Below are 15,172 nucleotides of genomic sequence, written 5' to 3'. Positions count from 1 at the left end.
AGAGGCTATTTTTGACAGCTAATATGTGGAACATGGGTAGGCGGAATCCGTCTTTCCGTGAAAATCAATGAACCGAGGTGACTCCGCAATGATTTTCGACTCCTACGCGATGATACTGACCAGCAGTTCCCCCAGCAATTGGTTTATGAATACGATCGCATTCTGGACTTTTTTATTGCTTGGCAGCATGTGTATCGGTGGATTCTTCATGATGCGCAAGTTTTTGAAAGTGCTACCAAAAGCGGACGGAAAGTCCAAACTGGATTGGCAGAATTATTGGGTTGAAGCCAGCCGTCACTTGTGGACAGATGAAGCCAAGGCTTTTTTGGATCAACTTGTAGAGCCTGTACCTGGGCCATTTCGTGACATTGCCAAACATTCCATTGCTGCAGAGATCGGTAAAATTGCAGTTGAAGACAACGCCACGGAAGTATCAAGAGATCATTGCATCAAAGGATACATTATTGCCACACCGAAGCGGGATAATAAGTTTTTGGTAAAATTTTTGGAGAAAAACAAAATCGATTATTCCCCTTATCAACATTTGATTAAATAAAATAAAAGATGAGTTAAGTGACATATAGATTTGGTTAATTAGATACAGATATGCTCCGTCAGGTAAGTTGTTCCCAACAGGCATTGCTTACCGTACGGGGCTGTTTGTCGATCCAACGGTATGTATCAGCGCAGTGAAAATACAGAGAGGATGTTTGATATGAAAATTGCCATTTGTGGAGGTACCGGATTTGTAGGAGGAGCACTTGTAGATTACTGGCTGCAAGCCGGGCACCATGTGAAAGTTATTACACGAAAACTGCCTGACTTGCATAATCCAAGTAAAAATCTTACATATATATCGTGGGAACAAGTCGAAGAACAACCTCACTTGCTGGAAGGTATGGACGCTCTCGTTAACCTTGCCGGAGAAACGCTGAATCAACGTTGGACAACCAAAGCGAAGCTGGAGATTGTTGAATCCAGAGTCACGACTGTAGCGCGGGTAGCCCGATTGGTAGAATCCCTGGAACAAAAGCCGGAAGTGGTCGTTCAGGCTTCTGCCATGGCCATCTATGGAACCTCTCCTACCGAAACCTTTGACGAGAGCAGTCCGCAAAAATCAATGAACTTCCCGTCCCGGGTCTCAGAACAATGGGAAATAGCTGCAGATGCCATCAAGCATGTCAGACTCGTCAAAATCAGGGTTAGCCTGGTGCTTGGTCATAAAAAAGGAGCCTTTCCATTGATGAAACTCCCTTACATGCTCGGTGTTGGCGGCAAGATCGGCAGTGGCAAGCAATGGACCAGCTGGATTCACATTATGGATATCGTAAGGCTAATTGACTTTAGCATTCAAAATAAACAAGTGTCAGGTCCGGTCAATGCTTCCTCACCGAACCCTGTCACCAATGATGAATTTGGTCGTACGGTCGGCAAGGTCTATCATCGCCCTCACTGGTTCCCCGTACCCAGCTTTTTAATTAAAACCTTAGTTGGTGAACTATCCGTTGTTCTGCTTCAGGGGCAGAGAGTCATTCCGCAAAAAGCACTCGACCACGGATTCCAATTCACTTTCCCTACCTTAACCCAGGCACTGGAAGATCTGAAGCACCGCGGCTTATCTGACTGATTGAACTATGTCTTATCCAACCGACCGATAAGTATAGACTGATTCCGCAAGTGTAAAGGTGTCTCCATCCGCCAATGGATACTCCTTATACGGAGCAAGAATATTGCCCTGAAGAATGGTGCCATTGACGGAACCCAGATCCTTAATCACATAGCCCGATTTGTTCCGGCTCAATTCCACATGAGCACGGGACACGCCGGTCGCTGTGTCCACCCACTGAACCATGTCTGCTGATCTTCCGATGACAAAAGATGCGCCTTGCACATCCATCCGTTCATGTTGGTCACCGGTGCCAGGTCTTCGTTCAAGATAATAAGACGCCATCACCGGGCCTTCCCCTGTAAATTTACCATTAGCCAGATTCTGCAAATTTACGGTTGCTTCCGCAACTGCATCATTTCGAATTAGCTCTGAAGTTGAAGCTACCGTTTCCACATGGCGCTGAACGAGCGATGGTTCGGAGTGTTCAGGTGTCACATGCAGACTTTGATAACGGGAATGCTCGCTACTACCTTCTGAGGTGGATGCAACCGTTTGTTTTATGCGTTCCGCTGGCCTTTCAGCTGTATTCCAGCGCCAACTTTCCTGAAATGGTTCCTCTTCATCTTCCATTTGCTTGCCTTTGTTCTTACCTAAATTGAATGAAAAAGACCGCTTATTTTCTGAATCATTATGAGGGCTTCCCTTACGTTTCCACGTCCATCCTGCTATACCAAACAAGCCAAGGCTTAGTACCATGCACAGGATCATCTGCGTCTGTCCCGGTTGCTCCATGTAAATAAATCTCCATACCAATGCCATGGCCACCATACAGCCCAATATGATATAGGTTACTTTGGAAGATCCGGGCTTCTCCTCCACTTCCATATCAACACGCTCTAGCGAATCATACGGGTTACTTCCTCTCTTATCCATACCATTTGAACTCTCTAATGAAGATTCAGCATTTTGAACGGGAGTACCGGGTTGATATGGCCGAGAAGAACCAGTGGCTAGCCTGATATCTCGCTCAGAAATCGACGAATGAAGATCACCTCTTGAATCATTGGGTGTTTCCGAAGTTCTGGATGAGAGAAATGCTGCGCCTCCTCCATTCTCTTGCTCGTCAGCGTATAATTCCAAAAGAAGTTCTCGCAACTGTCTGATATCCCAGCGTTCATTGTCACATAACTGCAGAACACGCTGAATGCCTTCTCCCTGCAGTTCCTGTACATGCGCCATAAGCCTGATCACCAGCTCACGGAATTGCTGAGGCGTTAGATCAACTTCAACCGTATCCATGATTGGTACATATACCATCCCAAGCTCACCCTGTTCGAATGAACCGTTGATGAACAAGTACTCTTCCTGGATCAATAATTTACGAGGCTCCAGCATGTATTGCCGGCATTCCGTGAAGGCATCAGCTAGTTGGAACAACAAACCATACAGAACACGCAATTTGATTTTGCTTGACTTTAACATCTGAGATAACATCTTGTACCCTGATATGTCGTACTGCAAAGTTACATTTCGATCGACTTCCCGAATATGAACAGGCAGAAGTCGCGGAATCTGATTGGAGGACAACATCCCCATCTGTACCCGGCTCAATTCCTCCATTCGTAACCCGTCCTCTTTCTCCAAAACCATGAATGCTCCGCCGTTACGAATAAAATCTCTCGTTAATCCATACATGCCAATCCTCTCTTTCCATTGTTATTTAGGTCAACTAAAGAAAGTTACACTGGGAACTTCGATGACGGAACAACCTTCCGATCACTGTTATCCCCAGATTTTCTTGATTCCCTTTTATAAAGGGAAAAGTCCCGAGACAAGCACCGTGATAAATCCAGGTAACACCGCCAGCATAAACGGAAACTTCAATGTCTTCTCCTTGTTCACCAGCTTGAGGGAACCAAGCATGAAGAACCCCGCAAGATTGCCTGCCATGCCTCGAATCCGTTTCGCTGAGTCCTTTCGGAATAGAAGTATCACTAGACCAATTGCGCCCGCGTACAAAACGGAATAAATAATGACATGAATGCCAAAAGCAAGTCCCGTCCATGCACCAATCCCACCAAACAATTTCACATCTCCTGCTCCTACGGCGCCAATAGCATACATTAGAAACAAAATACCAAAACCTGCTGCAAATCCAGCGGCTGAGAACAAGAAACCTTCCCAACCTCCCCATATGATATGGGCCAATACGCCTGTAACAGTCACGGGTAAAGTCAATCGATTTGGAATTTTCATGGAACGAATATCTGTAATAAAAGCTGCAATGACGTATATGCCACAGACAATGTAAAACCACTCCACCTCCATCATCCCCTTCCTTATTTTCTGGAGGCCACGGTAAACGTAGTCTCCGTCTTGGCACCGTCCCCTGTCTCGACAACAAAACTCCATGTTCCTTCTGTTGTCCGAGTACCAACAAACCAGTTCCATTCAATAATTCCATTCTCATCTGCGGTGGCCCAGCCGATGTGCTTCGCAGAACTTTCACCCGACTTGTAAAATATCGTTAAGTTGGCTGTCTCTCCTGGTTCTACCTTCACCTTGATCATTGCATTATTGCCTATGTAAGCCGGGTCAGGCTTCGACAGAACCGTTGCTGAACCCGCAGTATCCCCGTCTCCTGCACTGCCATCTGATCCTTCTCCGGTATCTCCAATCCATACCCGTTCTGCCGCAGCAGCCTGAATCCGTAGCGGTTTACTGAGAAAAGGGACTTTTAGCGGCAATTCATAACTCAGTTCAAGTCGGAAATACGGATTTGTTTTGTTTTTGAGATCTGGTATCGAAATACCATTCACATGAACACGTTCCATATTAAGCAACGTTGGCTCGATAAAAGGTTGAAGCAGCGGTTTTACCGTGGGATCAAGTACGGTTTCCAAGACGGATGTTTTGATCTCCTGTAGTGGCTGTTCACCACTGGCCGCCGCTGAACGTACCCAATCACTTAAAGGCTCGGGTAGAGAAGAAGCATAACCTTCTGCCCATTCCGTCAGTGATAACTCTGGTATCTTCCAGCCCCCTCCTGAACCTTCTCCGCCGGCAGAATCAGAAGGTGTGAATGCAAGGGAAACGGGATATATTTTCGTTGACAATTGCTTCACCGCTTCACCCGCCGTACTCTGTAACGCTGTGGAGATTAGAGTCATTTGCACTATGAAGATGAGAAACATGATAAAGAACAAGAAGACAGGTAACACTAGTGAGGCTTCCAGAACCATGCTACCTTGTTCCTTTTTCGAAGAATATATGTGCTTATTCAGAGACTTCAAACGCTGCAATCTGATTATTCTTGTTAAACGAATCTGCATTTGTGCGCTTTCTTTTTCATAATGTTGCTGCTTATCCATAATCCCTCCACCGAAACGATCCTAATTATTCAATAGGAATAATCCGCCTTCCGTTCAATGAAAAATCGTCCATCTTCAACTTGGTCCGCACTACCCATAACTGCACCTATGCTTCTAACCACCCCTGGTAAAAACCACAGCTTGATACTGCTGCGCATGTTACCCGAAGCATACGTCTGTTTCTCATCTGGATTCACACCCGTATTCAATCGAATTAGCGCCAGCATTCTGGACATTTTGCGTTCATTGTTACTATGCATCAATAGGAACAATCGGAGATGGTCCCTGTACGTCAGTTTGACTTTGATATACTTGGACAATTCCACACTGCCCTCTTTTGCTAGTTTCACCATATCCGCGATGGCGTTTGTAATCCCGTATAAGATTGCTGCCGATAATACCAGAAGTGGGTTCCCCAGCTTGCTGTGCTCAATTAACCCTTCTGCGGTTCGAATAGCCAGCCGCATCCCAAATATCTCCGCATATGCCGCAGCGATGTTACCCGAAGGATTATGAAACCCATAAACGATATACTCCAGTTCCTGATTCTCCAGTTTGAAAACATCACCAGCATCTCCACTACCTTCAGTCCAGGTAAATAACTGACCAAAATCCATGGAGTTAAAATAGGCTAAAGCATATTCATTCTGAAACAATTCGTCGCCAAGACTGTCCAGCAGACTGGACATCCCGCCAAACAAACTGTCCATCCCCTTCATGGCATCGCCACCAGAGTCATAGGGATCTCCAGCAATCTCTGCCTTTTTGGCTTCCTCATGACTAGCCTCGTTAAAAGCAATATTAGCAATGTAATATTCCTCCAACTGTTTGAAAGCATCCATGGAACCCGAGCTTCCATTCTGAATCTGCGACAAGATTCGTTTGACTTCCTTCAATTTCCCTTTGGATTCTTTGTCATTCGCTTTGCGTTGGGCATCCGACCCACGACCACTCTCCAGCTGCTGCTTACTTTGGAGGATGAGATTGGCAGGACCGCTACGTACATAGGTGTCCATATATCGTTCCGTGATCTGACTTGCCTGTCTGACCGCAGGTTTAATCGGAACCCCACTCATTCCCGTAACGCTGCGAAGCTGACTATTCAATTCCATGTTGTCTCTTCTGACGTTAGAGAAGTCCGAATTCTGGGAAACAACCCGTGCTTTCAACTGATCAAATAGGCTATCCGCCCTCACTAGCTCCGAGGCGAGGGAGCGTGTGCTCTTAGCTTCACTGCCTGATCCAGTAGTTGCAGGACTCGTCCCAGGCAGATTCGAGTTGCCCACGTTGTCGTAGCTGGCATTCTGCGAACGGTTCTCCCCCTCCGCGATCACACGTTTCATTTCCTCATTAATCTTGCGTGCTTCTTCGATCTTGGACTGTGCTTCCTCCAGCTTTGTTTGATGGGCCTGTAACGCGGGCTGTATGATCATGCTGATGCCTGTCACCACATTACCAACACCAGTCCGATAACGAGCCAGTTCCAATATGTATTGTTGCTCTCTCAACGGCAGTCCCTCATCTGACTGTTTCTTGTTCAGATAATCTGCATAACGTGCTGCTGTCTCGGCAGCTGTCTCCGGTGTTTCTTCCAACATTTCTTCATAGATCGCTTGTGAAGGCGGGTCCATGATCAACTTTGGAAGATTCTTCAGCTTCTCTGCGGATTCTGTCTGATTGGCAATGGCTTCGTCCAGTAGTTCTTCACGTTTGTCATATAACTTCTGTAATTTTTTTAGCAAATCTACCGTGTGCGCGGCTTCCTTCATCTCATCTGACATTGGTTTGAACCGATTGATCACTTCAAGGGTAAAATCAACCGGAGCCCTATACTTCATATCCTCCTGAATCTGGCGATTAAATATATCGTATCTGCCCAGTTCACGCTCCATGCTCAGCGTAGTTGTATCCCACTGGATATCCAGAATGGGAAATCCATCTTTTACAGCTGAAGGCTTCACGCTATCATTCAGTACTTTAGCCATAATTGCATCCCCACTGCTGTCGCCATACCCGAATAAACCATACTCTCGTAGTGATGTGTCATAGGCTGACATGACGGATCTCATCGCAGCATGTGTCATGCGTTCAGTCTGCACCTTGAATGCAGCTATACGAGCGTAATCAATAAATATAGCGACAAACATATAAACTCCAGCCAATATTAATATTAAAAAAAGGGTTACGGCTCCCAACTCACCGTCTTTTTTTCTAAACAGCTCCGCCCTCCTCCTTTTCTCACTTTTTACTTTTGCCAAAATGCTGCACAACCTGTCCGGCTTCTGCCGCTGTACTGGTCGCCGCACCGCCTTTGCCTTTAAACTTCGCTGCGTAATAACGGACCAGATCGACCGTTCGAATGAATTCAACCGGTTCAACAACTGCGGATGATCCCCGCGTCAGTACACGGTTACCTGAATCGAACAAAAAAGAAGGAAGAGGCAAAGAAATTACTTGTTCCAGCTTGGTTGTTACTTTCCGCTGAATCAGAGAATTCTGATACTCAATCGTTCCTTTCATGGCTGAGGGCATTTGTTGCACCGCTTGTGCTAATTTCTGTTCCGAGAGATTGCCGCCTTCACCAGCAGGTATAGAAACGCTGACCTGATTATCCGCTCCCGCCCAGCCAAACAGTGCTCCAAGCATACGATCGTCCGTCAGTCTCCAGTACAGATTGTCATGTTCTCCAACACCATATTCACCTGTCATCGCCTGTTTGTGGCTGTTGTCCCAGCTATAGGCTGCACGTTCGGAAGCTGCATAAGCATGTTGATTCAGGAATGTCTTTTGATACATGTACATGGTAAAGAAGAGCAATAACACAAGAATAAACAGCACAACAGGGAAGATCAGGGAGGCTTCAACGGTGAAGCTCCCTTCTTCCTTTTTGAACTTGTTATTCGAAGAATTCATTACTTTTATTACTCACATTAGTTAACAGTCTTTCTACCAATTTTTTAATTTGGTCTTTAAAAATTAAAGCAATAATGATAATAACCCCGATAATCAGAATCAGCTCCAACGTGCCGAGTCCGTCCTCTTCCTCCCAAAATACATTTACCTTGTTCTTCAATACTTCCATCATCCCAATTCCTCCTACATATTCATCATCATAAAAGCAGGTGCCCCGATCATGACCACAATCGTAAAAAAGATCAGTACCATCGGAAACACCAGTTTGGAAGAAGCCTGTTCTCCCTTCGCCCGACTGACAGCCTTGCGTTTCTCCCACAACACATGTGACAGATCCCGCAGCGCCAATACAAAGTCACCTCCCCCACGCCGGAAATTCAGTAGCACCGTTGTTGTAAAAATCGTCACTTCCTGTACACCGCAGCGGCGGCTGAACTGTTCAAATGATTGTTGAAACGAATAACCATTATTCCAATCTCCCACGGTCTTTCTAAGTTCGTTGTACAACGGATGATTCCGTTCACCCTGGCTTGTCACACAGTGAACGATGGCACGTTGCACAGTCTCCCCTGCGCCAACCAGCAGTACAATTCGGTTCAGCAACTCAGGCAGTTCCATAAGAATATCCTGGTCTCTTCGCTGCACCTTCGTATTGAGATCTTTGTAGAGCGCAAAAGGCAACGCTGCACCGAGCGCGAGCCCACCTACCATACCTCCGATGCCCATATCTCCAACGAGTGATAACAGGCAGCCCACCAGCAGCATGAGCCATGTGTAGGTCAACATTTCAGCGCAATACAGCATCGTTTTCTCTCCACTGTGCTGTATGCCATACATTTTCTGAATGGCATGTTGCATTCGAAACATGAGCACTGGCAATCTGCGTCCAATCTCGAACTTGTCCAATATAAACAGGAAGGGGCCATGCAATTTCTTCAATCGTAATCCTTCCATATCCAGCTTGCGCAGATGCCGGTAGGTCTGCCCCCGGGTTCGATCCAGCACCAGCCATCCCGCTCCGAGCATCCCTGCGACTATAACGGGAAGCAGCATCGTTTCAGCTCCTTATACTTTGATATCCATAATGCGATTAATCCACAGATAACAGCCGGCGAGTACTGCCAAGGCACCACTAGAGATGAGGTATCCCATCCCGCTATATAACGGCTCCATAAAGTCCTTGGCGGTCAGATTCAGAAATATCAGAAAAATAAACGGAGCTGCAAACATCACCTTTGATTCGAACTTTTTCTGCGATACCGCGACCATAATATCCTGCTGAATGTCCAGCTTTTCACCAATCACCGCAGAGGTACGACGCACAACCTCAACCAGGTCCCCGCCAGTTCGTTTGCACGTAATGAACACATCTGCAAAGTTCGTAATATCCTCAATCTGAGCCCGATCCGAAAAATCCTGAAGTGCCTCTTCGATTGGTTGTCCATACTCCATCCGTGTCCGCAAGATCGTGAACTCACGAATCAGATCGGTATCCACTTCCGGGTTCAACATCCGCAGATCCTCTACGGATTCCTTGAATCCATTTTCCACCGATTTTCCTGCGGCAAGTGCCGAAGATAGTGCATATAACGCTTGCTTAAAATGTAAACTGAGTGTCATTCTTTTTCGTTCCAACAGCACTTTAGTCCAATGTTTTGGCACCCATATGCAACCCGCAGCCAGGATCGCTCCAGCCAACCAGTGATGGTAGAACAGAATTCCGATGCCAAAAAACAGCAGACCACTAATCAGCATACAGACCATTCGTTGTCTCCGGGAAAGCGTATATACGGTGTAATCCGTCAACATCTGTCTGGCTTCACCCAACAGTAATCACCTTCCAATGACTTTAATTCACGTTGTTATCTGATGAATCTATTTCAACACTGTATTGTTCTATGTATCCATCCAGCCATTCTCCGAGCCCAGCCATCTGAATTTTATCCACCTGATTCAACTTTCCAACCTGCACTAACCCGCCAATAATTTTGCCTTCGCGCTCTTCTTGTTCCTGGAAACGAAACAGTGGATTCAGCATAACCTCACCGTCCTGCATGCCAATCACTTCACTAATCTCTGTCACCCGCCGGGAGCGGTCCCTTAGCCGGGATAAATGTACAAATATATCGATCGCCGAACTAATCTGCTGCCTTACAACCGCAATGGGAAGATCCGCACCACTGAGCACCATCGTTTCGAGTCTGCTGATCATGTCGGAAATCGTGTTTGCGTGCCCTGTAGACAATGATCCATCGTGGCCAGTGTTCATGGCCTGTAACATATCCAGCGCTTCTGCGCCCCTGACTTCCCCAATCACAATCCGGTTTGGACGCATCCGTAAAGAAGATTTGATCAGATCCCGAATAGATATCTGTCCCTTGCCTTCGGTGTTTGCATTCCGCGTTTCCAGTGATACCAGATTGGGTACCGTAACAATCTGTAACTCAGCTGAATCCTCAATGGTAATAATCCGCTCATCGGCAGGGATGAACTGGGATAATGCGTTCAGAAAGGTCGTTTTTCCCGACCCGGTCCCTCCTCCAATGAAGATGTTATATTTGCTCCTTACCAACTGCTGCAATAATTCTGCCGCTTCTTCATGCAGGGCTCCCTTTTCAATCAGATCGGACATCTTCATCGGTTCACTGGGGAATTTACGAATCGTCATCGTGGGTCCTTTCAAGGCAATAGGAGGTAACACGATATTAACCCGTGAACCATCCTTTAAACGGGCATCTACGATTGGAGAAGACTCATTCACAATCCGGTTTACCCCGGATACAATCATCTGGATGATATCCTCGAGCCGTTCCCTGGACTCAAATTCAAGGGTGATCTGGCTGACTTCACCTTCCTGCTCCACAAAAATCTCCTTGTGACTATTGATCATAATCTCGGTAATATCGGGATGATCCACAAGTGGCTGCAAAATATCCAATCCACGAAAAGAATCAAACAATCGCTGCACCAGCGTATGACGCTCTCCTGAGGTCAGATCATCCAGCTTCGGGTCAGTGAGAACTTTGCGTTCTATCCCCTGCCACAGTTCATCATCTCCTGCTGAAGAGGTTAAATCGAGGCCAGCCCTGACTTCCCTGCGCATCATCTGAAACTGTTCTTCACGATCCAGTATTCGATTCGATGACTCCATCATAGTGCCCACCGATCCTGCTTCTGAATTCGTCCCGTCTGCTTCAATTCTTCTTCGCCACCCTGTACCAGCATGGCACATAATCTCTTCACTTCACGTTGGAAGATCGGAGAACTAAGCATGACTTCTTCCTGACTGAGTTGTTTCCAAGAAGGGATGTAAGGCAACACTGCATCCAGATGCAGATCAGGGTGTGGGAGTGCATTGACGACATTGTCCCGATATTTGTTAACCACAAATCGTGAACGATCCAGCATACTTTCGTACAGGTCTGGCTTCGTACGCTCAGCATGCTGTAACCATTGTCCCCATCGATGCATGGCAGATATATCATCCTCAACCAGCCAGACAAATGCATCTGCTGCATCCAGCACCCCTTCACTGCGCCCATCCCAACCGGAATCCCCATCCAGAATCAGCACGTCATACTGTCCACAATCCGTTAAATAACGAAGCAGATTCGACGTATCCTCACGAGTCATTTGCAACAGTTCTTTCCGATTTGATAATGGCCAGAACACATCGGATTTCAGTGCTTCATGCCGGACCACATATCCATCTACGCCCTTCGATTGCACCTGTAACTGCTTACCGGATTCCTTTCTGCCCACCTTCAGATCGTATAACAGACGGGACAATCCCGTCTCCGCATCCGGGTGACGCTGCCCACTTCTAGTGAGTCCCTTTTCCAGAAACGGGAGCGTACTGTCCAGCGTCTCCAGATTCAGATAGAGAACAGCATATCCTGCAAGTCCCAATTGCTTCGCCATATGCAGGGCCACTGCCGTTTTGCCACTTCCACCTGAAGCGGATACTACACCGATGGAGAGAGTCTCTTGCCCCGGATGGTGAACCTTCTTACGGCGTGGCTGCCGGCAAGCATGCATCACAGCATCCAGCAAAGCAGGCAAGGGTTGGTATTTCATCAGCCGCTTGGCCTCATCCACCTCCTCCATCCCTTCACTAAGCATTAGCCAAGGTACACCTGATACTTCTCCCCCGTTATTCAGCCAGTCATTCAGAAACTCCGGTTCCGCAATAACCAGATCCGGTAATTCTCTACCTTCTTGCTCTTTCATGTGATCCCTGAACGAATCTTCTTGGGAGAATGCCGTGAAACGCACATGTAGACCAGCCGAATTCCCCTGTACATAATCAAGCCAGGCGCTAATGTAATCTCTATCCTTTGAAACCAGAACAACCTTCAGTACAATCAATTTCTCCTTCCCTCCCTGTCAAAAAGCACAAAAAAGCACCGTCCAATAACCGCATAAGTATGCAGTATATGGACGGTGCTTCCGTCACGTGCTATGAATGTATGGATAATATAGCATACAATTTCTGGGGGAGCAAGGGATTTATTCTAACCCTTTTTCCCTTAAGAGTTGTACGGTGAATCGAACTCAATAATGTTACGGTCCGGATCAAGCACAAAGATCTGCGCGAATCCAGCCACACTGTCAGGTCTCGCTTCATACTCAATTCCCTGCTGCTCCAGCCAGGCTATAGTCCCTGAATAACTGGTGACCCAGATCGCAAAGTGACCGTCTGTAGTATCAATCCCAGCCTCACGTAACGTGTGACCCTCCGGGTGCTGTAACAGATGAAGCTGCTGGCTACCGATGGCATACCATGTACCTGTGGAGCGGAAAGGCGGACGTTCAATCTCCTGCATGCCTAATAACCCCGAATAGAATTTCTTCGCGATTTCCAGATCACGTACAGCCAGACTAACATGGTGGATGTGTGCATATTCAATCATCTTTTATCTCCCCTCTCTACTTCAATATGACTATACTATAACACCTTGAACCCTGACCATAATCTCCGCTAAACAGAAAAACACCCCTGATTCTAATCCGGTAAACCTCTCGGCTCACACAGATCTATCTCAGAGGTGCCTGTTTTATTTAGCGCTATCCAATGCTTCTTGTGGAATCTTAATCTCTTCCACTTGATCCTGGTTAGAAAATGTACTGTTCATCTTCATGTCCATCGTCATTTTCTGTCCATTCTGTTCCATCTCCATGACCATGGTTACGTCCGTACTTGCAGGCAGATAGGTTTCTTTGTTGATCATGTATTTCATCTTCATGCTGGTGATATTCATCTGATCAAGCATGGCTTGCATCTGGGCATCCGATCCGTTCTGCTCCATCACGGCTTTCGCCAGTTCCTTCACATTATCACCGGATACGTCCGCATTAATCACATAATTGTCGCCTTCTTCGGTCACTTCAGTATCTTCTTCAATCTTTTTGAATTGCTCCAATTCACCTTCCGGATTCATGCTTGCCTTCATCTGCTCAATCAGTTCCTTGGTTTGAGCTTCAGGAATCGCAACCCATTGATCCCCAACTTGAGAGTAGATTTTATCCGAAGTGATATACTGCTTCACGTTCTGAGCTTCCTGTCCCGACATTTCCATTTTCATCTCTTGATAGATCATCATTGGATCTTTGATAATATCCATCTTGAGCGATGTTTTAACCTGTTGATCCTGGGACTGTTCCCCAGCATCCAGTTTCAGATTCTGATCAATGTTTGCTTCAGTTGTGAAGCTTTTCATTTCTTTCGTTGCTGCATTGGTTTTGGTAATCAATTCGTCCAGAGTAGGAACCTTTGTTTCCTGCTCCGCAGGTGTATTGCCCTCGTTAGATGTTTCGTTGTTAGTCGCTGGCGGCGTTGCCGTATTATCTGTATCGTTACCGCATGCTGCCAAGCTCACTGCTAATAATGCCCCGATAAATAATGTAGTCCACTTCTTCAAGTTGTTTTCCTCCCAAAATAGATATGATCTGTAGTCATTACCCAATTATTTCCGTTATTAATCACACTCACAAAAATCGATCTTTGATCTCCGGTGTAGGCAACATACACGCTTCATCCTTGCCAAACCAGCGATAACGGTTGCGAGCAACCCAGTTATAGACTGCATTACGAATAAATCTCGGCACAATAATGAACACATATAACAACGGATAAGGAAACTTCAGACCTTTGGCCAATCGCAGTGCGGCGGTTGAACGTGTATAGTATTTTCCATTTTCAATCAGAACAAAGGTGTCCATGCTGTCTGTCGACAGATTGCCCTTCGCCAGCAGTCCCTTGGCTACATCCGATTGGAGCGATGCAAAATGATATTTCCCTTCCGGGTCACGCTTGATAATCCATTTGGTTAAGCCCTGGCAGAAGTGACAGACGCCATCCACCAGTACGATCGGATGTCCCTGATGCACATCTGTTTGATTTGCTGTCATATTGGCTGCCTCCTATTGTTGCGGTTAGAGTAACTTACCCAATCTGGACCTTCTTGTTCACTAATTCTAAATTTATTTCTGGATGTTGTTCAAAAAGACTGAAAACCGTTCTTTTTGAACACACATTAATGAGAAATATAAAGAAAAAGAGCGCAGGCATTGTGCCCACGCTCGTATCTGTCCGACAATTACTCCGTAACTGCCTTTTCCATCCATTGGTCATCGATCATCTGTTGATGCAGGTCACTTGCCCACTGGTCCATACATTTGCAAATAAAATCTTTGCGACATACTGGACAAGGCGTTTTCTGCAGACGGCTGATATTGGTCATCTTCCATTCCGGGGAACGGGTGTAGAATACACGGCATTTGGTACCGTCTACCAAATTCATTTTGAATTCATACAATCCGTCTTCCTTGTTACCATAAGCTAATTCTAAATCTGCAATACGCGGTCTATAAGACATGGATATCACCTGTTTAATTCAAATTTGGTTCATGCAATGACACTACTCAGTACTAAGTTATATTAAAGAAAATTCAGATCAATGTCAACTCGCGCATGTCTACCCGCCAAACAGAATATCCAGAATAGTCCCTACCTGCCCCTGTTTTTTCCCTTTCAAGACATCCGGATCAAATACTTCAACATACCCGCAGGAAGCACAAGCCACGAACAAGTAGTGATTATGCTGTATATCGAACATCTTGCTCAGGCCTGCTCCTGACATGGAAACTTCCTTAATGTTACAATCCGTGCCTCTGCATTTCGTACACACAAATCGCCGCTCAATCATCTCTTCAATACTCATCTTTGTTCCCCCTTTATGGAATGTGTAGCATGAAGTGGGAGTGCAATTATGTAAAA

Annotated in this window: 17 protein-coding genes; 2 read left to right on the top strand and 15 right to left on the bottom strand. The window is 46.2% G+C overall.

Annotation, left to right across the window (positions count from 1 at the left end):
• The first annotated feature begins 88 nt into the window (after positions 1 to 88).
• Together MHB43_RS07420 and MHB43_RS07415 are read left to right on the top strand one after the other, a co-directional pair.
• Positions 89 to 556 carry a DUF2621 domain-containing protein gene (locus MHB43_RS07420; RefSeq protein WP_176872741.1) on the top strand — a complete coding sequence of 156 codons (468 nt, stop codon included), beginning with the start codon at positions 89 to 91 and terminating at the stop codon, positions 554 to 556.
• A 159-nt stretch (positions 557 to 715) separates the two neighbouring features.
• Positions 716 to 1,627 carry a TIGR01777 family oxidoreductase gene (locus tag MHB43_RS07415; RefSeq protein WP_405131625.1) on the top strand — a complete coding sequence of 304 codons (912 nt, stop codon included), beginning with the start codon at positions 716 to 718 and terminating at the stop codon, positions 1,625 to 1,627.
• Between the two features lie 12 nt (positions 1,628 to 1,639).
• On the opposite strand, the gene MHB43_RS07410 is transcribed toward MHB43_RS07415, so the two are convergent.
• The 15 genes from MHB43_RS07410 to MHB43_RS07340 all read right to left on the bottom strand — a co-directional run bounded on the left by MHB43_RS07410 (position 1,640) and on the right by MHB43_RS07340 (position 15,116).
• Positions 1,640 to 3,304 carry a DUF6382 domain-containing protein gene (locus MHB43_RS07410; RefSeq protein ID WP_405131624.1) on the bottom strand — a complete coding sequence of 555 codons (1,665 nt, stop codon included), beginning with the start codon at positions 3,302 to 3,304 and terminating at the stop codon, positions 1,640 to 1,642.
• A 114-nt stretch (positions 3,305 to 3,418) separates the two neighbouring features.
• The gene (locus tag MHB43_RS07405) at positions 3,419 to 3,937 is read right to left on the bottom strand and encodes a prepilin peptidase (protein ID WP_405132403.1); all 519 of its coding nucleotides are present in this window, start codon (positions 3,935 to 3,937) and stop codon (positions 3,419 to 3,421) included.
• 11 nt (positions 3,938 to 3,948) lie between these two features.
• On the bottom strand, positions 3,949 to 4,980 hold the full coding sequence (locus MHB43_RS07400; RefSeq protein ID WP_405131623.1) for a pilus assembly protein: 1,032 nt from the start codon (positions 4,978 to 4,980) through the stop codon (positions 3,949 to 3,951).
• 29 nt (positions 4,981 to 5,009) lie between these two features.
• Positions 5,010 to 7,238, bottom strand: a complete 2,229-nt coding sequence (locus MHB43_RS07395) for a hypothetical protein (protein WP_405131622.1) — start codon at positions 7,236 to 7,238, stop codon at positions 5,010 to 5,012.
• Positions 7,219 to 7,893: a TadE/TadG family type IV pilus assembly protein gene (locus tag MHB43_RS07390; protein ID WP_405131621.1), complete on the bottom strand. Its 675-nt coding sequence runs from the start codon at positions 7,891 to 7,893 to the stop codon at positions 7,219 to 7,221. Before MHB43_RS07390 ends, MHB43_RS07395 begins: the two co-directional genes overlap by 20 nt.
• Positions 7,877 to 8,065 (bottom strand): Flp1 family type IVb pilin, encoded by a 189-nt coding sequence (locus tag MHB43_RS07385; protein WP_221819185.1) that lies wholly within the window; start codon positions 8,063 to 8,065, stop codon positions 7,877 to 7,879. Before MHB43_RS07385 ends, MHB43_RS07390 begins: the two co-directional genes overlap by 17 nt.
• A gap of 11 nt (positions 8,066 to 8,076) precedes the next feature.
• Positions 8,077 to 8,946 (bottom strand): type II secretion system F family protein, encoded by an 870-nt coding sequence (locus MHB43_RS07380; RefSeq protein WP_047842033.1) that lies wholly within the window; start codon positions 8,944 to 8,946, stop codon positions 8,077 to 8,079.
• Positions 8,947 to 8,958: 12 nt separating this feature from the next.
• On the bottom strand, positions 8,959 to 9,702 hold the full coding sequence (locus MHB43_RS07375; RefSeq protein WP_339185363.1) for a type II secretion system F family protein: 744 nt from the start codon (positions 9,700 to 9,702) through the stop codon (positions 8,959 to 8,961).
• A gap of 40 nt (positions 9,703 to 9,742) precedes the next feature.
• Complete coding sequence (locus tag MHB43_RS07370) at positions 9,743 to 11,044, bottom strand: CpaF family protein (RefSeq protein WP_405132402.1); 1,302 nt, start codon at positions 11,042 to 11,044, stop codon at positions 9,743 to 9,745.
• On the bottom strand, positions 11,044 to 12,261 hold the full coding sequence (locus tag MHB43_RS07365; RefSeq protein ID WP_339182810.1) for a ParA family protein: 1,218 nt from the start codon (positions 12,259 to 12,261) through the stop codon (positions 11,044 to 11,046). The genes MHB43_RS07370 and MHB43_RS07365 overlap by 1 nt, the downstream gene beginning before the upstream one ends.
• A gap of 161 nt (positions 12,262 to 12,422) precedes the next feature.
• A complete protein-coding gene (locus tag MHB43_RS07360; protein WP_017690000.1) occupies positions 12,423 to 12,806 on the bottom strand; it encodes a VOC family protein in 384 nt (127 codons plus the stop codon).
• 144 nt (positions 12,807 to 12,950) lie between these two features.
• Complete coding sequence (locus tag MHB43_RS07355; RefSeq protein ID WP_076209460.1) at positions 12,951 to 13,814, bottom strand: DUF6612 family protein; 864 nt, start codon at positions 13,812 to 13,814, stop codon at positions 12,951 to 12,953.
• Between the two features lie 67 nt (positions 13,815 to 13,881).
• A complete protein-coding gene (locus MHB43_RS07350) occupies positions 13,882 to 14,304 on the bottom strand; it encodes a thiol-disulfide oxidoreductase DCC family protein (protein WP_221819182.1) in 423 nt (140 codons plus the stop codon).
• Between the two features lie 188 nt (positions 14,305 to 14,492).
• The gene (locus MHB43_RS07345; RefSeq protein ID WP_036610814.1) at positions 14,493 to 14,771 is read right to left on the bottom strand and encodes a hypothetical protein; all 279 of its coding nucleotides are present in this window, start codon (positions 14,769 to 14,771) and stop codon (positions 14,493 to 14,495) included.
• 99 nt (positions 14,772 to 14,870) lie between these two features.
• Positions 14,871 to 15,116 (bottom strand): zinc ribbon domain-containing protein, encoded by a 246-nt coding sequence (locus MHB43_RS07340; RefSeq protein ID WP_036610816.1) that lies wholly within the window; start codon positions 15,114 to 15,116, stop codon positions 14,871 to 14,873.
• Positions 15,117 to 15,172: the final 56 nt, after the last annotated feature.

The sequence above is a fragment of the Paenibacillus sp. FSL H8-0317 genome (genome assembly GCF_045040685.1).
Taxonomy (GTDB): domain Bacteria; phylum Bacillota; class Bacilli; order Paenibacillales; family Paenibacillaceae; genus Paenibacillus.
The sequence above is the reverse complement of the archived record's forward strand: the minus strand, read 5'-3'. Positions and strand labels throughout refer to the sequence as shown.